General features: G+C 49.1%; 16 protein-coding genes and 1 tRNA gene. 8 read left to right on the top strand and 9 right to left on the bottom strand.

Going from position 1 to position 19,313, the window contains the following annotated elements; all coding sequences use genetic code 11:
• Nucleotides 1-67: 67 nt before the first annotated feature.
• On the top strand, nucleotides 68-1,351 hold the full coding sequence (locus ABDZ76_RS12260) for a solute carrier family 23 protein (RefSeq protein ID WP_343805895.1): 1,284 nt from the start codon (nucleotides 68-70) through the stop codon (nucleotides 1,349-1,351).
• 79 nt (nucleotides 1,352-1,430) lie between these two features.
• Here ABDZ76_RS12260 and ABDZ76_RS12255 read toward each other — a convergent pair whose 3' ends face one another.
• The 6 genes from ABDZ76_RS12255 to ABDZ76_RS12230 form a co-directional block, all read right to left on the bottom strand.
• Complete coding sequence (locus ABDZ76_RS12255) at nucleotides 1,431-3,173, bottom strand: M14 family metallopeptidase (RefSeq protein ID WP_343805893.1); 1,743 nt, start codon at nucleotides 3,171-3,173, stop codon at nucleotides 1,431-1,433.
• Nucleotides 3,170-4,027, bottom strand: coding sequence for an ABC transporter permease (locus ABDZ76_RS12250; protein WP_184222071.1), 858 nt, complete (start codon nucleotides 4,025-4,027; stop codon nucleotides 3,170-3,172). The genes ABDZ76_RS12255 and ABDZ76_RS12250 overlap by 4 nt, the downstream gene beginning before the upstream one ends.
• 3 nt (nucleotides 4,028-4,030) lie before the next feature.
• Nucleotides 4,031-4,954: an ABC transporter permease gene (locus ABDZ76_RS12245; RefSeq protein WP_343805890.1), complete on the bottom strand. Its 924-nt coding sequence runs from the start codon at nucleotides 4,952-4,954 to the stop codon at nucleotides 4,031-4,033.
• Nucleotides 4,955-5,023: 69 nt separating this feature from the next.
• The gene (locus ABDZ76_RS12240) at nucleotides 5,024-6,556 is read right to left on the bottom strand and encodes an ABC transporter substrate-binding protein (RefSeq protein ID WP_343805888.1); all 1,533 of its coding nucleotides are present in this window, start codon (nucleotides 6,554-6,556) and stop codon (nucleotides 5,024-5,026) included.
• A gap of 37 nt (nucleotides 6,557-6,593) precedes the next feature.
• Complete coding sequence (locus ABDZ76_RS12235; RefSeq protein WP_343805886.1) at nucleotides 6,594-8,444, bottom strand: ABC transporter ATP-binding protein; 1,851 nt, start codon at nucleotides 8,442-8,444, stop codon at nucleotides 6,594-6,596.
• A gap of 11 nt (nucleotides 8,445-8,455) precedes the next feature.
• Nucleotides 8,456-9,061: a winged helix DNA-binding protein gene (locus ABDZ76_RS12230; RefSeq protein WP_343805884.1), complete on the bottom strand. Its 606-nt coding sequence runs from the start codon at nucleotides 9,059-9,061 to the stop codon at nucleotides 8,456-8,458.
• Nucleotides 9,062-9,187: 126 nt separating this feature from the next.
• Here ABDZ76_RS12230 and ABDZ76_RS12225 point away from each other — a divergent pair, with 126 nt between their 5' ends.
• Nucleotides 9,188-12,817, top strand: coding sequence for a hydantoinase B/oxoprolinase family protein (locus ABDZ76_RS12225; protein ID WP_343805882.1), 3,630 nt, complete (start codon nucleotides 9,188-9,190; stop codon nucleotides 12,815-12,817).
• Nucleotides 12,818-12,872: 55 nt separating this feature from the next.
• Here the strand turns inward: ABDZ76_RS12225 and ABDZ76_RS12220 are convergent, their stop codons facing one another.
• Together ABDZ76_RS12220 and ABDZ76_RS12215 are read right to left on the bottom strand one after the other, a co-directional pair.
• Nucleotides 12,873-13,571 (bottom strand): phosphatidylserine decarboxylase, encoded by a 699-nt coding sequence (locus ABDZ76_RS12220; protein WP_343805880.1) that lies wholly within the window; start codon nucleotides 13,569-13,571, stop codon nucleotides 12,873-12,875.
• Nucleotides 13,572-13,766: 195 nt separating this feature from the next.
• Nucleotides 13,767-13,840, bottom strand: a tRNA-Cys gene (locus tag ABDZ76_RS12215).
• Between the two features lie 169 nt (nucleotides 13,841-14,009).
• Here ABDZ76_RS12215 and ABDZ76_RS12210 point away from each other — a divergent pair.
• The 3 genes from ABDZ76_RS12210 (at nucleotide 14,010) to ABDZ76_RS12200 (ending at nucleotide 16,290) form a co-directional block, all read left to right on the top strand.
• Entirely contained in the window at nucleotides 14,010-14,819 is an 810-nt protein-coding gene (locus ABDZ76_RS12210; protein WP_343805949.1) for an AraC family transcriptional regulator, read from the top strand.
• Nucleotides 14,820-14,964: 145 nt separating this feature from the next.
• On the top strand, nucleotides 14,965-15,579 hold the full coding sequence (locus tag ABDZ76_RS12205; RefSeq protein WP_343805878.1) for a LysE family translocator: 615 nt from the start codon (nucleotides 14,965-14,967) through the stop codon (nucleotides 15,577-15,579).
• A 333-nt stretch (nucleotides 15,580-15,912) separates the two neighbouring features.
• Nucleotides 15,913-16,290, top strand: a complete 378-nt coding sequence (locus ABDZ76_RS12200; RefSeq protein WP_343805876.1) for a DoxX family protein — start codon at nucleotides 15,913-15,915, stop codon at nucleotides 16,288-16,290.
• Between the two features lie 70 nt (nucleotides 16,291-16,360).
• Here the strand turns inward: ABDZ76_RS12200 and ABDZ76_RS12195 are convergent, their stop codons facing one another.
• Nucleotides 16,361-16,729, bottom strand: a complete 369-nt coding sequence (locus ABDZ76_RS12195; RefSeq protein ID WP_343805874.1) for a VOC family protein — start codon at nucleotides 16,727-16,729, stop codon at nucleotides 16,361-16,363.
• Between the two features lie 147 nt (nucleotides 16,730-16,876).
• Here ABDZ76_RS12195 and ABDZ76_RS12190 point away from each other — a divergent pair, with 147 nt between their 5' ends.
• The 3 genes from ABDZ76_RS12190 to ABDZ76_RS12180 all read left to right on the top strand — a co-directional run bounded on the left by ABDZ76_RS12190 (nucleotide 16,877) and on the right by ABDZ76_RS12180 (nucleotide 19,283).
• A complete protein-coding gene (locus tag ABDZ76_RS12190) occupies nucleotides 16,877-17,890 on the top strand; it encodes a LacI family DNA-binding transcriptional regulator (protein ID WP_343805872.1) in 1,014 nt (337 codons plus the stop codon).
• A 66-nt stretch (nucleotides 17,891-17,956) separates the two neighbouring features.
• Nucleotides 17,957-18,625: an amino acid ABC transporter permease gene (locus ABDZ76_RS12185; protein WP_343805870.1), complete on the top strand. Its 669-nt coding sequence runs from the start codon at nucleotides 17,957-17,959 to the stop codon at nucleotides 18,623-18,625.
• A gap of 1 nt (nucleotide 18,626) precedes the next feature.
• A complete protein-coding gene (locus ABDZ76_RS12180; protein WP_343805868.1) occupies nucleotides 18,627-19,283 on the top strand; it encodes an amino acid ABC transporter permease in 657 nt (218 codons plus the stop codon).
• Nucleotides 19,284-19,313: the final 30 nt, after the last annotated feature.

Genomic DNA, 19,313 nt, shown 5'->3' with positions numbered 1-19,313 from the left:
TTTTATACCTATCGTCCTGGAAAGCTATTCGGCTCGTTCCACGACATGCCTTAACTTGGGGGACAAGATGGCCTATTTTCCCACCTGGCGCCTGACAAATAACGCCACGGTCTTACCAGATGAACGATTGCCGACGTCCGCTGCGGTTCCTATGGGAATTCAGCATTTGTTGGCAATGTCGGGTTCTACAATTGTTGCACCGCTCATTATGGGATTTGATCCCAATGTAGCGGTGTTTTTTTCGGGCATTGGTACGCTGCTGTTTTTCTTTATAACCGGCGGTCGCGTTCCAAGCTATCTCGGCTCTTCTTTTGCATTTATCGCTGTGGTGATAGCTGCAACTGGTTATGCTGGTACTGGTCCGAATGCTAATATAGCGCTTGCACTTGGCGGTATTATCGCTTGCGGTGCGATTTATGCACTGATCGGTCTCATCGTCATGGGGGTTGGCACCGGTTGGGTTGAAAAGCTGATGCCACCAGCGGTGACCGGTGCGATTGGTGTTGCGATTGGTCTTAATCTGGCACCTGTTGCAGTTAATCAGCTCAAAGGTACTGGCGCGCATATCACGATCGCGCTTTTAACAGTGTTGTGTATGGCAATGATCTCGGCCTATGGCCCGCGTTCAACTCGCCGTATTGCTGTTTTGCTTGCTCTGGTTTTTGGCTATTTGCTGGTTTTGATACTCGGTAATGGCTTTGGTCTGATTAACGGTATTGATTTTGCTTCTGTGCAAAATGCAGCATGGTTTGGTCTGCCGCATTTTACCAAGCCTGAATTCAGCTGGCCTGCAATTGCGTTGATCGCACCGGTTGCCATCGTATTGGTTGCAGAAAATCTTGGCCATATCAAAGCATTGGGTTCAATCACTGGTCAAAACATGGATCGTTATATCGGTCGCGGTTTCCTTGGTGATGGTCTTGCGACCATGATTTCTGGTTCCGGCGGTGGTACTGGTGTGACGACTTATGCGGAAAATATCGGTGTGATGGCAATGACTAAAGTCTACTCGACATTGGTTTTTGTGATTGCAGCGGTTGTAGCATTGGCGTTGAGTATGTCGCCGAAATTTGGTGCGGTTCTGCAAACCATTCCGGCACCGGTGTTGGCTGGTCTTGCTGTTTCTGTATTTGGTTTGATTGCCTCGGCAATGGCACGTATCTGGGTTGTCAATAAGGTTGATTTCTCTGATCCGCGTAACCTCTTTACCGTCGCTGTCGCACTGATCTTTGGTGCAGGTGATTTCACGATTACCATTGGTAGCTTCTCGCTCGGTGGTATCGGTACATCTACATTCGCAGCTCTGATCATGTATCAGCTGCTGGGTATCGGGCGTCGTTCTAAGGCCTGATTAATCTGTATAGAATGACAAAAAACCGGCGGTGCTATCACCGCCGGTTTTTTTATTATCTATTGGTGGCTATGTTTATTTATGCCGTTAAATTTTGCAACGCGTCATAGGCTGATAGCACAGTTTCCATCTGTGCTGTATGACCGCGGATGAAATCATCACCATAAATGGTTTCATCCGGATATTCGGTAATCAATGTCATTGGCACCATATGACGGTCATCGACGCCAATCAGGCATGGAAAACCGTTAATAATACGGAATCCTGTTTCGCCCGCATGTTTTTCAAACAATGCAATTTGCGCATTATTATAATCAACAAGCCCTGGAATAGACGCTAAATGGCGGGTGACATGATCAACCAGTTCTTCTGATTGCTGCGCCCATTCACTATGATGGCGGACAATCAGAAAAAAGCCTTTTGGCAATGTCCACATGCCAAAACCGCGCGGCACATAGCCCGAAAGCGGGCGCGTCCATTCATGTGATGGATAGCCATGCAAATTCACATGCAGCTTTGCGCCTGTGAGCTTTTCGGCTTGCAGGCGAATGGCTTTTTCCCAGAGCTTATCGCCGTTATTTTCAACGCTGCGATATTCCAGATCATCACCCATTGCAGTATAACGTGCTGCATGGTGCATATGTTTTGGATTATCTGCGCATAGACGGCGATGCAGCTCGTAGCCGTCCGGATTTTCTTGCGGCGAAATAGTAAAATGCGCTGAGCCGCGTGCTTTCAGCTGATGTGCGGCGCGCAATGCGCCCACAACACCGGTTGTTTCATTGGCGTGTTGACCCGCACTGATAATCATTGGCTGATCGCTGCCTTCGATATAGCGGCCATGGACTGTGCGGCCTGAGCGGGATTGGCTTTCAAAAACCTCGCCGCCGAGTGCTGATAATTCATCACTGATTTGCGCGGCATATAAAGGCGCTTGCGCGGTTTCGAGTTTTTGATTGTGGCCAGTCGCATTATTGGTCGAAAGCGGGCGAAGAGTAATGCAGATCGATGGGTTTTGATCTGCGTAAGTAATTTCCGGCACAATTTGTCCCGGTTGCAGCCCGCGATCACCCAGTGGACGGCCTGATTTTTTCTGAAAAACTTCCAGCAACGAGAAATAAAAATCCTCGTGCAAAGCTTCGCTCAGGCTGATCGCTTCTTCGGCGTAGTCCAGTTTTTCATCCTGAGCCGGCAGGCGTACCGAGATGTTCAGCTCGTCAAAATACGGCTCGCTATCGCCCCATGGATGGTTGATGACAGAGGCAATACCTGCGTAAAACAGTTTTTCATAATCTGTTTCAAAACGCTCTGATGTGGTGCCATCTTTGCGGGTAATTTTTAACCAGCCAGTTGGTGATAAAAGCGTTTCACCGACCGCATCCGGATGGACACGGTTTGGTGCAAAGATTTCGTGGTTCTCTGTGCGGCCATCCTGATAGGTCAACGCAACCGAATAGATAAAATCTTGCTTGCCGGATGGTGAAAAATCGACAGTGGCACTGCCTGCCAGTTTGGTGAGCGGATAGGTTTCCAGCAAAAAGCGGTTTGGCGCACAAGCGTCATGGGCAGGATAAGCGATCGACACTTTTGATAAAGTGCTACAATCGACATCCTCAACAAAGAAATGCACGAGTGGCTTATAGGCGCTGTGCAATTTGGCTTTTACGCCAAGGGCTTGCAGCTTTTTCTCGGTTGCTTCACGGCTTTGTCTATCGTCAAAAAGCCATGCTTCAAGTGTGGCACCCTGCATTGCCGGCTCTGCACACAATGCCTGCAACTGATCAATGCTGCGCTCAAAGCTTTTTTCGCAAATAGTGGTCATCGTGATGTTCTCCCTGTCGGGTCAAGGCTGTCACGCAGCCAGTCGCCCAGAAGGTTAAGACCAAGAACGGTTAGCAAAATTGCTAAGCCCGGGAATACACTCACCCACCATGCGGTTTGCAAATAGGTGCGGCCATCAGCCAGCATACCGCCCCAGCTTGGAATGGTCGGATCAACGCCGAGACCCAAGAATGTCAGGCTGGATTCCAGCAAAATATTATTGGCGACATTGAGTGTCATCAATACGATAACAGGGCCAAGCAGATTAGGCAGCAAATGCTGGAAAATAATGCGCCAGTCCTTTACACCGATTGCACGGGCGGAAAGGATAAATTCACGTTCACGCAGTGCGAGAACCGAGCCGCGCACAAGGCGGGCATATTGCACCCATTGCGAGACAATCAGCAAGATAATGGTATTGACCAGACCACCGCCGACAATGGCGATAAAGGTAATGGCCAGCAGGATGAACGGGAGCGCCAGCTGCACATCAGCAAAACGCATCACCAGCATATCCCAAAAGCCGCGGTAATAACCGGCAATCAAGCCCATCAACACGCCGAAAACAACAGCGCCAGCCACGGAAATAAAACCGACCATCAGCGAGATTTTACCGCCTGTGACCACGCGCGCCAGCACGTCACGGCCAAGCGGATCGGTGCCGAAAATATGTGCCATATTGGTGAATGGCGGGGTTAGACGCGCCATCAGATCAATTTTATCGGCACCGTTTGGAAACAGCAGGCCTGAAAAAAGTACAGCCAGACAAATGATCGCTGTAAGACCAACACCTAAAATAAACTCAAGGCTGAAAAGGCGGGAGAACAGCAGGGAAGAGGAAGTTTTCGCGGCCATTTTCTACTCCGTCCGGATGCGTGGATCGACAAGGCCATAGGCAATATCGACCAGAAGATTGACACCGATAATCAGGAGCGACAATACGGTGATGGTAGCTTGCAATACTGGGTAATCACGGCCGGAAACGGCATCAAAAGCCAGCGTTCCCATGCCCGGCCAGCTGAAGACGCGCTCAACAACCACGATGCCGCCGAGAAGGCCGCCAAATTGCAGGCCGAAATAAGTGATCAGTGGAATTGCGCAATTGCGCAAGGCATGTTTGTAGAGAACTTTGTTTTCACTCAAACCTTTGGCGCGCGCGACCATGATATATTGTGACTGCAATGTTTCGAGCATCGCAGTACGCACCAGCCGCACATTGGTGGCGGTGAGGATGATGCCCATTGTGACAGCAGGCATGATGTAGCTTTCAAAGCCGTTCATACCACTTGGCGGCAGCCATTGTACGCTGACGGCAAAAACAAGCACCAGCATGGTTGCAAGCCAGAAGTTTGGAAAGGACAAGCCGACGAGCGATAGGATACGGATCAGCTGATCTGCCCATTTGCCGCGTGATGTTGCAGCTTTAATACCAAGCGGAATGGAAATGATGATGGAGACAATCATCGAAGCAAAGGCGAGTTTCAAAGTGGCCGGTAGCGCATCTTTAATGAGCACATTGACCGGTGTTCCGCCAAGGAAACTGCGGCCAAAATCAAGCGTGAACAGGCCTTTAATAAAGTTCCAATATTGCACAATGAATGGCTGGTTGAGCCCCAAACCTTCACGGATACGTTCCAGATCGGCCTCGGTGACACTGCCTGCACCTTGGGTGAGCATCAGCGCCGGATCACCGGTCAGACGGATTGCAAAAGCGACGGTCAGTGTCACAATAATAACGACAAAGATCGCCTGTAAAATTCGTTTGATCAGAAAACCGGCCAAAGTGAATATCCTTTATAATATCAAGGAATTGCCGCGCCGATCATAACCGGCGCGGTGTATTGTTTTTAATTAGTCAACACTGACTTCGGTGAGGCGCAGACGACTGTCTGGTGCCGGTACGAAATCTTTGACACGTTTGTTGATGCCATAAATTGCTTTTTGGTTATAAAGCGGCATTTCCAACGCGCGTTCGGCTGCGTATTTCGCAATGTCCTTCAGAATAACTTCACGCTTGGCACGGTCAGTGATCGCGCGCTGCGATTCAAGCATTTCATTCATCTTCGGATCATCATCATATGGGTTCCACTTTTCACCGGTGTGATACATGGAATAAGCCGTATTATCATAATCGAATGTCCAGCCGCCCCATGACTGCTGGAACATCGCGCCGGTTTTACCCTGCGGGATGATGTCGTTCAGCAATACGTTGGTTTCATATGGCTTGATGGTCGCTGTAATGCCGATCATCTGCAAATAGCTGGAGATTGCCTGCACAACTTCGTTCAAAGTGGCGTCATTACCGCGAATGTCGATCTGAACAGTTGCGCCTGGTTTAACGCCAGCTTCAGCAAGCAGCTTTTTCGCAGCTTCCGGATCATAAGGAAGCGGCTTCAGTTCCGGATCATAACCGAAAGAGAGTGCGCCTTGCAGACTGCCGATTGCTTCTGCCTGCCCGCCCAGAATGGACTGGATGATGGTGTCGCGGTCAACGCCGAGGATCAAAGCTTTACGTACACGCGGATCAGCGGTGATGCCGTCACGGGTGTTAAAGCGCAAAGAATGAACGGTCGGGCCAGCAGTTGTTACGATTTCAAGCTTCGGGTCGCTCTGAATGGTCGGGATCATGCTGATTGGAATAGTCGGCGGGATCACGAGATCAACGCGACCGGCCTGCAATTCAGCAACAGCCGTTGCCGGCTCGCTGATGAAGCGATATTCGAGCTCTGAAAGCTTTGGTGCGCCGCCCCAATGGTCAGCAAATGCTTCCATCTGGATGCCGACTTTTGGCTTGTAGCTGGTGACCTTGAACGGGCCGGTGCCAACAGGATTTGCGTTGAAAAAATCATCGCCTTTTTCCTGAATATATTTTGGCGGCACGATCATTGCACCATAACCAGCCAGCTTGATCATCAAAACCGGATCAGTATCTTTAAGGTGAAGATCAACGGTTTTGTCGTCGATGACTTCAACTTTATCAATCGCAACATAATTGGAGCGCTGCGGGCCCTTGCCGCCTTCTTCACCGAGCAGGCGTTCAAAAGTGAACTTTACGGCTTCAGCGTTGAAATCTTCGCCATTATGGAATTTTACATTCTCACGAAGATGGAAGCGGATGCGTTTGCCTTCGTCAAGCTCTTCCCAAGAGGTCGCCAGAGCCGGAACGATTTTCAGATCAGGGCCGCGATAGACCAGACCGTCATAAATATTGGTGGCAACGGATGCCCAGTTGACCAAAAATGTGTCAATCGGATCCCAGCTGCCCGGATCCTGCGGTGAGGATACCGTCATTTTTCCGGCAGCAAATGCCGGTGCGGCTGACAGCGCAACAGCAGATAATGCTGTCGCCAGTGCCAGATTGGAGAAAATGGCTTTCAGTTTCATGCGCTCAACTCCCTTTTATATAAATTATTGTCAGATTTTACGTATTACGGGCAATGAAATGGCCGTTAGCCACTTCTTCATAAGCCCAAATCTGCGGCTTATCTTCGATCCGTCTGGTGGTGCTTGGAATTTCTCCTTCCAGCATCGGACGGTTGGTGCGCGCCAGCGGATCAGCCACAGGAACGGCAGAAAGCAGGCGGCGGGTATAATTATGAGACGGGGTTTCAAACACCTGACGGCGTGAGCCCAGCTCCATGATCTGGCCGAGATAAAGGACAGCAACGCGATGGCTCATTTTTTCAACCACTGCCATATCATGGCTGATGAAAAGATAAGCGAGCCCGTGCTCTTTCTGTAAATCCATAAACAGATTGATGATCTGCGCCTGAATAGAGACATCCAGCGCGGAGAGGGCTTCATCGGCGATGATGAGTTTCGGGTTGGAGGCAAGCGCACGCGCGATACAAACACGCTGGCGCTGCCCGCCGGAAAATTCATGCGGGTAACGATTGGCGACCGCTGAACTTAAACCGACGCGTTCGAGCAATTCGTCAACGCGTTTGGTGATGGATGCTTCGTCCAGAATGAGGCCGTGGGTACGGATTGGTTCGGCAATGGAAAAGCGAATGGTTTTACGCGGATCAAGCGAAGCAAACGGGTCTTGAAAGATATATTGTACTTCCTGACGCATACGGAAGCGCTCCGCCGCGCTCATATCCGAATAGGCTTTGCCGTTAAAGCGCATATCGCCTGCAAGTGGCTGCTGCAATTGCTGAATTGTACGGCCGATAGTGGATTTACCGGAGCCGGATTCACCCACCAATGCCAGTGTTTCGCCCGGATGAATATCGAAGCTGACTTGTGACACCGCATTACAAACATGGGTCACACGCCCGAACATGTTCTTTTTGATGTTGAAGCGCACCGATAAATCACGCACCGACAAAAGCGGTGACTGGTCAAGACGGGCAGTATCCTGAATACGTGTTTCACCGACCTGAACCGGCTTGCCGTCTTCAAGCATAGTGACTGGTGTTCTGATTGGGAAATCTTCACCGGCCATGCTGCCAAGCTTTGGCACAGCAGACAGAAGAACTTTTGTATAAGGATGTTGCGGATTGGCGAAAATATCGCTGACCGCGCCTTCTTCAACCTTTTTGCCTTTCCACATGACAACTACATCATCAGCCATTTCCGCAACAACACCCATATCATGGGTGATGAAAATCACGGCCATTTCCAGTTCTTTCTGGAGGTCGCGGATGATATGCAAAATCTGCGCCTGAATGGTAACATCCAGTGCGGTGGTCGGCTCATCGGCAATCAGAAGTTTTGGACGGCAGGCAAGTGCCATCGCAATCATCACACGCTGGCGCATACCGCCGGAAAGCTGATGCGGATAACGTGACAATAAACCCGCAGCATCAGGAAGGCGCACCATTTCAAGCAGGCGCTGCGCTTCTTTCAAGGCGTCTTTCTTCGACAGTTTTTCATGCAGCATCAACACTTCGGCAATCTGGTCACCAATGGTGAAAACCGGATTGAGCGAGGTCATCGGCTCCTGAAAGATCATGGCAATTTCTTTGCCACGAATACGGCGCATGGTTTTCTGCTCGGTTTCAAGCAGGTTTAAAGTGCCATTTGTACCGGTAAATTTAATTTCGCCTTCCGGATATGACGCGCCCTGCATATCGGCCAGACGCATCACCGAAAGCGATGTAATGGACTTGCCGGAGCCGGATTCGCCGACAATGGCCAATGTTTTGCCGGGTTGGACAGAAAAGCTTAATTGGTCGACGACCCGCGCCGTGCCGAACTCGACGGAGAGATTTTTGACTTCCAGCAATGGCTGGATTTCAGCTGTTTGGCGAAGCTGTGCGTCGTTCACTCCGGACATCCTTATAGCGTAATGGCAGAACGTGCTGCCTGATTAAATGCGCCCGACATGAAGCGAAGCAGTGATGCCACTTCAGACAGGGTTTCTTCCGAAGGGCGTGCATTTGCCGTTGCTCCCACAAGCAAACGCTCGCGGATTTGCGCGTAACGCGCACAGGCATCAGCACCCTTTTCGGTTATACGAACAGTTTTTTCTTTGGCCGCTTTACCAGTGGTCAGCAGACCTGCTTTTTCCAGCTTACGTAATGCATAAGTGGCGATATGCGTATCCTCAATATCGAGGACAAGACAGATATCAGCAAGTTTTTTTTCGCGTCCGCGGTGGCGGATGGAATGCAGGATGAGAATTTCAATCGGGGAAAGCCCCGGCAAACCTGCCGCTGCCATGCAGCGCACCATCCAGCGGGAAAAAGCATGAGAGGCGAGAATTAAACCATACTCGACTTCGGATAAAGCGGTCGAACCGCCTTCAGCCAAATGAGCAGATGAAACAATCGGTGTGATGGAAGGCGCGTTACGCAAATATTCAGGTAAAAGATTTTCAGACAAATTTTTCTCGGCCAACGCCGGATTGTCATCATCCTTCACACTAGTTTTTTTATTGCTCATATTGCCACGCTCCCAATCTCATGTATTTTATGTCACCATCTTATCGACATTTTGTCAATAAAATGAAACAATGTTTTCTGGTAAACACGCTGGATAATGATTATTTTCTCACAAGGGATCCGATAAATGAGCGGAACGGCACCACAGATTTCGCAAGTCTGGGACTTCTGGATTGATCGTGGCGGTACATTTACGGATGTTATCGGTCGCGACCCTGAAGGGCAGCTTCATGCCCGTAAAGTGCTCTCGGAAAATCCGTCTGCTTATAAAGATGCTGCTGTTCAGGGGATTCGTTTGCATCTTGGTTTGCGCGATGGCGAGCCGGTGCCGACAGGTGCAATCGGTGAAGTGCGCATGGGCACAACCGTTGCAACCAACGCTTTGCTCGAGCGTAAAGGCGAAAAGCTGGCACTCGTAACCACCAAAGGTTTCCGTGATGCGCTGCGTATCGGTTATCAGGAGCGCAAGAATATTTTTGCGACCGAAATCATCAAACCGGAAGCTCTATACGATCAGGTTGTGGAAATTAATGAACGCATTTTGGCCGATGGAAGCGTTGATGAAGCGCTTGATTTAGAGCAGGCAGAAAGCGCTTTGCGAGCCCTGAAAGCTGAAGGCTATAATGCTGTCGCAATCGTCTTTATGCATGCTTACAAATACCCTCAGCATGAAGCCCAAGTGGCAAAAATTGCCCGTGATCTCGGCATTGAGCAGGTCTCTGTCAGCCATGAAGTGTCGCCACTGATTAAGCTGGTCGGGCGCGGTGATACAACCGTTGTTGATGCTTATTTGTCTCCGGTTTTGCGCCGTTATGTAGCGCAGGTTTCACGCGAGCTGGATGTGGAACGCACCGGCGCGCGCGTGATGTTCATGATGTCGTCCGGCGGGTTAACCGCCGCTGATATGTTTCAGGGCAAAGACGCGATCTTGTCGGGGCCAGCCGGTGGGGTTGTCGGCCTTGCGCGCACAGGTGAAACGGCCGGTTTCCATCAGGTTATTGGTTTTGATATGGGCGGCACATCGACAGATGTTGCCCATTTTGACGGCGAATATGAACGTGCTTTTGAAACAGAAGTTGCAGGTGTGCGTGTTCGCGCACCTATGATGCTGATCCATACTGTGGCGGCTGGTGGCGGCTCTATTCTCCATTTTGATGCTGGACGTTTCCGCGTCGGGCCTGATTCTGCCGGTGCCAATCCGGGCCCTGCCTGCTATCGCAATGGCGGGCCTTTGGCAGTAACCGATGCCAATGTGATGCTCGGCAAGCTGATGCCGGATTATTTTCCGTCGATTTTTGGTGCTAATCAGGACAAGCCGCTTGATGTGGAGCGTGTGCGTGAACTCTTCACGCAAATGGCTGATGAAATCGGCGATGGCCGTTCGCCTGAAAGCGTTGCGGATGGTTTCATTCGCATTGCTGTGGCCAATATGGTTGAAGCGATCAAGAAAATCTCCGTGCAGCGCGGTTATGACGTTACCCGTTATGCGCTCAATTGCTTTGGCGGAGCAGGCGGCCAGCATGCGTGCTTGGTTGCCGATGCACTGGGCATGAAAAACATTCTGCTTCATCCGATGTCAGGCTTGTTGTCTGCCTATGGTATGGGCTTGGCCGATATTCGTGCCACACGCCAAAAGGCGCTCGGTGTCAATCTGGATGCGGATGCGCCTGCGCAATTATTCGCACTCGGGGAAGAACTGGCGCAAGAATGTGTGGATGAACTCACTGCACAAGGCGTCAAAAAAGATGTAATCACCACGCATTTGCGTGCGCATATTCGCTATGCTGGCACGGACACAGTGCTTTCGATTGAAGCAACCTATCCGCAGCACGATCAGGCAGAGCGCTTGCGTGCTGAGTTTGAAGCCGCGCATAAACGCCGTTTTGGTTTCATTGCTGAAAATAAAGCACTGGTCATTGATGCCATCGAATTTGAAACCGTTGGCGGTGGTGCAGGTGAAGGCGAAGCGAAGGGCTCTGCCATTGACGCTGGCGAAGCAAAAGCTTCGCGCCACACCCGTTTTTATTCGCATGGCGCTTTTCATGACGCATCGGTTGTCGTGCGTGAAACCATGCAGCGCGGACAAACCGTAACCGGCCCTGCAATCATTATTGAAAAAAACCAGACCATTGTGATTGAAGATGGCTGGCAGGCACGCTTGACCGGTCATGATCATGTGGTGCTGACCCGCATCAAGGCATTGCCGCAGCGCGTGGCGATCGGCACCGATGCCGATCCGGTAATGCTGGAAATTTTCAACAATCTGTTTATGTCCATTGCTGAGCAGATGGGTGTCACTTTGCAAAACACCGCTTATTCGGTGAATATCAAAGAACGCCTCGATTTCTCATGTGCCGTGTTTGATGCAACAGGCAATTTGGTGGCTAATGCGCCGCATATGCCTGTGCATTTGGGCTCGATGGATGCATCGGTTGCAACGGCTATTCGCGAAAATCCGGTGATCAAACCGGGTGATGTTTTCCTCATTAACGCGCCTTATAATGGCGGCACGCATTTGCCGGATCTGACTGTTTGCACACCTGTATTTGATGATGCACAAACAGAAATCCGTTTCTGGGTCGCAAGCCGTGGCCACCATGCGGATATTGGTGGTATTGCACCGGGTTCAATGTCGCCGCTGGCGGTTAATATTGAGCAGGAAGGTGTTTATATCGACAATTTTAAACTGGTTGATCAAGGGCATTTCCGTGAAGATGCGCTGGCTGACTTATTGAATGGCGCGACATATCCGGTTCGCAATCTGACACAAAACGTCAATGATCTGAAAGCGCAGATCGCCGCTAACGAAAAAGGCGTCACTGAACTGCGCAAAATGATTGCTTATTTCGGTGAAGATGTCGTGAAAGCCTATATGGGGCATGTGCAGGATAATGCTGCTGAAAGCGTGCGCCGTGTGCTGGATCAGTTGCCGGATGGCGGCTTCACCTATGAAATGGATCAGGGCTGCAAGATTGTAGTCAACATCACCGTTGATCGGGTTAACCGCGAAGCTGTGGTTGATTTTACCGGCACATCACAACAGCAGCCGAATAATTTCAACGCGCCGGAGCCGGTGACCCGTGCGGCTGTCCTCTATGTTTTCCGCGTCTTGGCTGAAGGCGATATTCCGATGAATGCCGGTTGCCTGCGTCCGATCAAAGTGGTTGTGCCTGAAGGTTCGATGCTGTCTCCGCATTATCCGGCTGCTGTTGTGGCGGGTAATGTGGAAGTCAGTCAGGCCGTTACCAACTGCTTGTTTGGCGCGACCAAAGCGATGGCCGCGGCACAAGGGACGATGAATAATCTGACATTCGGTAATGACGAATATCAGTATTATGAAACGATTTGTTCAGGTGCACCTGCAGGGCCGGGCTTCAATGGTGCGGATGCAGTACACACGCATATGACCAATTCGCGCCTGACTGATCCGGAAATTCTGGAATCGCGTTTCCCTGTTATGCTGGAAGACTTCCATATTCGGGAAAATTCCGGCGGACGGGGTCAATGGACAGCCGGTGACGGCACACATCGCACCATCCGTGCATTGGAAGAGCTTGAATTTGCTATTCTTTCCGGACATCGTCGCGTGCGTCCGTTTGGGCTGGAAGGTGGCGAAGAGGGCGAGCTTGGCCGTAATGAGGTTAGACGCCTTGACGGTAAACGTGAGGTTCTGCAAGGTTGCGATCAGGTCGTTTTGCAGGCTGGTGAAGCCTTTACGGTGATTACCCCAACCGGTGGCGGTTACGGTAAAAAATAATCTGCTATTATTGATGAAAAACCCGCGCCTTTATATAAAGGTGCGGGTTTTTCTTTCAGCTCGTTTTAAAATGTCCGGTATTTGTTCTGTCATTTAAATGTGCCAGTACAGTTTCACCAACCACTGCAAATTGTCCGACTGAGACATTCAGTGGTGTGCCGAGTGGTAGATAAACATCAAGGCGTGATCCGAAGCGGATAAGACCGAAGCGGTCACCAGCTTCCAAATGCTGATTTTCACTCACCCAGTGTTCAATCCGTCGGGCGATAAGTCCTGCAATCTGCACAACTGCAATTTTTCCGTAAGGTGTTTCAACAACCAGCCCGTTTCGCTCATTGTGGTCGCTGGCTTTATCCAGTTCTGCATTGAAAAACTTACCTGGTTTGTATGCGATACGGCTGATTGTTCCGCTGACGGGCATGCGGTTTATATGACAATCAAAGATGCTCATGAAAACTGAAATGCGCAGCATGGGTTCGTTCGTGAGGCCAAGTTCTGGTGGCGGTGCGATTTCAGTAATCATACTGACGCGGCCTTCGGCAGGTGCAACAACGATGCCATCCGCTATCGGAGTGGTGCGCTGTGGGTCACGAAAGAAATAACCGACCCAAATCGTGATGGTGAGCGCGACCCAAAACAAGTGGGTTGACAGAAAGGCTAAGCCGATTGTTGCAGCAATGCCGCTCAATAAAAATGGATAACCTTTTTTATGAATGGGAACGAAACAGTCTTTAACTGAAGATAATATGCTCATACCAACATCCTTCACGAGCGCCGCTTTTGATGATGAGCGTTAGTAAGTCTTGATGAGTAAGCATAGGGGCAGTTGGAATTAAGATGCTACTCCGGATATGGGGGGAGTTACAGCATATATGAAAAGCGACATTAAAAATATATCTGCTTAGCTTTTGAGTTACCTATATTATCCGTCTATAATTTTTGAGAAAAATGGAGGCCGGATCTGGAATTGAACCAGACTAAACGGATTTGCAATCCGTTGCGTAACCACTCCGCCATCCAGCCTTCTGAATATTAGGTAGTATATTCATTAACTCTTGTAATCGGCCGGATATATTATAATGATCAGGCCAGACGCTAAATAAAATGCATTTTTCAACACGCGTGTCGTCGTTACATACGGCGTTTTTTCTAGCTCTTATGGAATATGCTTTTTTATTATATGCTCATTGTTATGAGTAGAGGTCGGTTTCATATAATCCGTAGCGAAATAAGTGGTGTCGAGGCAGTTGCTGCCGATTCCGCTCATACTTTTGGCCGCCATATGCACGACCAGTTCGGCATCGGTGTCATCCTGCGCGGAGCGCAAAAATCTTTAAGTGGGCGCGGCATAGTAGAGGCTGAAGCAGGTGATGTAATTACGGTTAATCCTGGCGAAATCCATGATGGTTCACCTATCGGTGATCATGGTCGCAGTTGGCAGATGTTATATTTTGATCCAGCCGTTTTTTTAAAGCCAATTCATGCTTTGACTGACGGACATGATAATATGGCGGAACTCTCGCACCCTGCCATCAATGATCCGGTTTCTGCAAAATTATTCTTGAAACTATATCACGCGATTACTGATAAAAATGGTTGTGATAGTGAAATTCAATTTCACGAAAATTTACTTATTCTGTTAGAGCGACTAATTGAGTACGCTTCGAGTGAGCATAACAATGTCGTTCCTAAGAGTATTAGAGACGCTCAAAGCCGTATTGATGATGATCCCTCAGTTGCACTGACACTTGACGAGTTGGCAAATATTGCAGGTATCAGCCAGTTTCAGTTGATAAGGAGCTTTTCAAAATTTACAGGCCTGACACCTCATGCTTATCTTGTGCAGCGTAGACTGCAACGCGCACGGATGATGATTGCATCTGGCGAGGCGCTGGCAAATATAGCGCACGCATGTGGTTTTGCAGATCAAAGCCATATGACACGACTTTTCGTCAGTGCCTATGGCATGACACCTGGCAATTATGCTGCGGCACGATATTAATCTGCAATTTTATTCAAGACGTGATGCTTTGAAATTGATCAGTTGGCTAAAAACCAATGAGGTCAAAAATGCTTATGCAACGAGATAACCAAAACCGAATGGCTGTAACTTACCATAATTCCTTCTTTTCAGAAGGATATTTGGGATGACGCTCGAATTCTTTTTAACGTCTTTAGTCATTGTAGCGTCGCCCGGCACCGGTGCAATTTATACTGTTGCCATCGGTTTGTCTGATGGTGCGCGCATGAGCCTTTTTGCTGCATTAGGCTGCACATTTGGCATTGTCCCGCATATAATGGCAGCGATCAGCGGATTGGCAGTGCTGCTTCACACCAGTGCGCTAGCCTTTCAGTTTATCAAATATCTGGGTGTTATTTATTTGCTCTATATGGCGTGGGCGATGTTCCGTGCACGCGGAATGCTAAGCCTTAACGGCAATACAAAAACTGATAAAAATCCTCGGCAAATCATAGTTTCTGCCATTCTTATTAATTTGTTCAATCCGAAACTATCGATCTTTTTCTTTGCATTTTTGCCGCAATTTGTATCGGTGAATGACACATCGCAGTTTGGTCAAATGCTGCAATTAAGTTTAATTTTTATGCTGCTGACATTTATTGTTTTTGCGATTTACGGAGTGTTTGCTGCTTCCGTTCGCCAATATGTCATTTCCAGTAATTCAGTGCAAAACTGGATGCGACGAGGATTTTCAGCAGCCTTTGCAGGGCTTGCTGTTCAACTTGCGTTTACCCAGCGATAGAGTGGCTTTATGAATTTAGGCCAACAAAAAAGGCCGGGGCAACTCTGCACCGACCTTCGCTTTGTCATTTAAACTCAGTGCCAGTACATCCGTGGTCAAAGGTTCTAAATGACTTCAGGCAGTTGCAAGCGCTGTGAGATAAGCGCTAAGCAGTAATGCCTAGGAGCAATATATAGTCAGGCATTGTGTCTAAAATAAGGGCAGGAGGAAGTTTCTTCTGAAGTTTTTTGAAGCGGATTGCGTGGCTTGATCATGAACGAATGTTAACTTGCATTTCAAATTTTTATTGCCATGACATAATCTTGACTTTTTATGACAAGTTAGGATGTGAGCATGAACTTGAACTATCTCAATAAATATCAGCCATTTGCAATCGCAGCGCTACGTATTATGACAGGATTGCTGTATTTAGCACATGGTACGCAAAAAGCCTTTGGCTTCCCGATTGACGGCCCTGAAAGTTTGTCGGCACTGGCATTGACTTCAGCTATTCTGGAAGTCGTTGGTGGTACGCTTATCGTGTTGGGTCTCTTTACCCGTCCTACAGCTTTCATTCTTTCCGGTCATATGGCGTTTGCATATTTTATGGCACACGCGCCGCGCAGTTTTTATCCGGTTGCCAATGGCGGAGATTCAGCAATTCTGTTTTGCTTTGTCTTTTTGCTGTTGGTTACAACTGGTTCAGGTGCCCTCGCTTTAGATAAAAAATAAAGCAAAATGGAAATATTCTGGTGGCACATATTAGCAATGAATTTGATGATGTGTCACCAGAGCTTCATTGTTATTCGCCAAGCGGTTGCATTAATTCGATACGATTGCCGAACGGATCATCGACATAAGCTCGGTTATAGCCTTTTAAAAGTTCGTCTGTAACGACGCGGCAACCAGCAGTCTTTAAATGCTCAGAAAGAGCGTGTAAGTCACTGACTATAAAGGCCGGATGTGCCTTGGTGGCTGGCGTAAATGGCTTCTGCACACCAAGATGTATTTTGATATCACCGGACTGGAACCAGCAGCCGCCACGCTTCTTCAGGTTCTCCGGTTTTTCTACTTCAGAAAGCCCGAGTAGTCCTTGATAGAAAGAGTGTGCTTTATTCTCTTCACCTTCAGGCATAGCTAATTGTACGTGATCAAGGCTTAGTAATTTCATCTTATTGGCTCTCCTGTCAGGTTATCATGAAAACTATCTATCACAAGTTGTGATCAGTTCACCTTGCCTTTTTGTTTCTTCCAGCTCCCAGATGTTACATCTTCCGGTTTAAGTTATAAGGAAGGGCAGAAGTTACGGAATCGGGATATGGATCACAGAAAAGTTACATTGTTGGAAGTTGCGCGTGCTGCGGGAGTGTCACGGGCAACAGTATCGCTAGTGGTTCGAAAATCCCCTTTGGTGGCTGAGGACACGCGCAAAAAAGTTGAGCGGGTGATGGCTGAGCTCGATTATGTGCGTGATCTTGGGGCGGCAAGATTACGTAGTAATAGCAGCCATACCATTGGTGTTATCGTTCCCAATCTGGTGAATTCTTTCTTTACCGAGTTTCTCGCCGGTGTTGAACAGGTAATGGAAGAAGAAGATAGGGTTGTTCTTCTGGCAAATAGTCAGGATGATACAGCCCGCCAAAATGCCATTTTGCAACGCTTTCGTGGGCATGGTGTAGATGGTGTTATTATGTGCCCAGCCGAAGAAACCGACCCAGATTTGCCTGAGCGTTTGCAAAAATGGGGGTTGGCGGTTGTACAATCTTTGCGTGAAGTCGGTGATAGTGCAACTGATTATGCCGGTGCTGATTATGCGGGCGGTATTTTGCTGGCAATACAGCATTTGGTAAGCCAAGGGCATCAGCGCATTGCTTTTTTGTCGGTTCCCGCACGCACCTCAGCGCGCGAAGAACGCCTTGATGGTGTTGCGAGCGCCTTGGCACTTTGTGGCGCTGAAAATGCCGGTATTGTTGAGGCTGAATTATCATGGCAAGGCTCGGAGCAATCAGCTGCCGAAGTGCTAGCTTTACCCGGTAAGCCAACAGCCGTTTTATGCTTTAATGATATTCTTGCCGCAGGTTTGATGTTGGGATTGCGTCGTGCAGGTTGTGAGCCCGGTCGTGATATTGCTGTGATCGGGTTGGATGGCTTGCCATTGGCAGAGCTGACTTATCCGCCTTTGACAAGTGTTGCCGTTGACCCGGCAGGTATTGGTACTATGGCCGCAAGATTATTAGCACGTCGTCTCATCTTGCCTGATGCCGCGGTGGAAAGATCAATCGTTGCACCACGTTTGATTGTACGTGAGAGCAGTGGGTTTAACTTGGCTTGACTCTCCCATTTTTCTCATTTAGATCGTTCTAAATTGGGAAATTAGCAATATCCGCGGAGAGGGGCGATGTATCAGCTCAATTTCGAACCGGTTTTTAGCAACCTTGATCTGTTGCTATACGGTGCCTGGTTAACGGTACGCCTCTCGCTTGTGGCGATGGTATTAGGGCTTGTTGTCTCTATTTTAGGGGCGATGGCAAAGACCTCGACAATGCCGTTTTTGCGTTGGCTGGTTGGTGTTTATGTGGAGGTGATCCGCAACACGCCATTCCTCGTACAAATCTTCTTTATCTTCTTTGGTTTGCCGGCAATTGGTATCAGTATGTCACCTAATACGGCGGCACTGGTTGCGCTTGTGGTGAATGTGGGTGCCTATGGCACGGAGATCATCCGAGCTGGTATTGAATCTATTCCGCAGGGGCAGATTGAAGCCGGACGGGCGCTGAGCCTGTCGCGTATGCAGATTTTTCGCTATATTGTGATTAAACCGGCGCTGAGAAGTATTTACCCATCGCTGACCAGCCAGTTTATTTATCTGCTGCTGACCTCCAGCGTGGTGTCTGCCATTTCTGCAAATGATCTTGCATCAATGGGCGCGGATTTGAATGCTAAAACCTTTGCCAGCTTCGAGATTTATCTGCTGCTGAGCATCATGTATTTCGTGCTGTCGCTTGGCTTTACAAGTCTGTTTGCTGTAATTCGCCGCCTTTTGTTCACCTATCCATTGGGGCGCTGACATGATCCGTGAGTTTTCATCTGCAGATGTCTTGTTCATTGTTATGGCTGTGCGCTGGACATTGCTTCTGTCTGTCATTGCATTCGTAGGCGGAGCCATTGGTGGCTTGATTATCGCCTTGGCGCGAACTTCGGATAATATCTGGCTGCGTGGTATTTCCGCGAGTTTTATTCGCCTGTTTCAGGGCACACCGCTGCTGATGCAGCTGTTTTTGGTGTATTTCGGCCTTGCAGTTATGGGTTTTCCGATTAATCCGCTGATTGCCGCTGCAATCGCGCTGACTTTGCATGCGAGTGCTTATTTGGGCGAGATTTGGCGCGGTTCAATTGATGCTGTGCCTTCTGGTCAGAGTGAGGCGTCTTTTGCCTTGTCGCTCTCCTATTTTAACCGCATGCGTTATGTGGTGCTGCCGCAGGCGATGCGTCTGTCAGTGGCGCCAACGGTTGGTTTTTTGGTGCAGCTGATTAAAGGCACATCGCTGGCATCCATCATTGGTTTTGCGGAGCTGACCCGTGCCGGACAAATCGTCAATAATGCGACTTTCCAGCCATTTTTGGTGTTCGGTATTGTTGCCGCTCTTTACTTCATTTTGTGCTGGCCGCTGTCCATTCTGTCTCGCAGGCTGGAAGCGCGTATGCGTCTCGCAATTACCCGTTAATGACTTAACTAGCCATCATTTAAGGAGGAG

The sequence above is a fragment of the Paenochrobactrum glaciei genome, from assembly GCF_039522165.1.
Taxonomy (GTDB): domain Bacteria; phylum Pseudomonadota; class Alphaproteobacteria; order Rhizobiales; family Rhizobiaceae; genus Paenochrobactrum; species Paenochrobactrum glaciei.
Note: the sequence above shows the minus strand (reverse complement) of the source record. Positions and strands in the feature narration are given on the sequence as shown.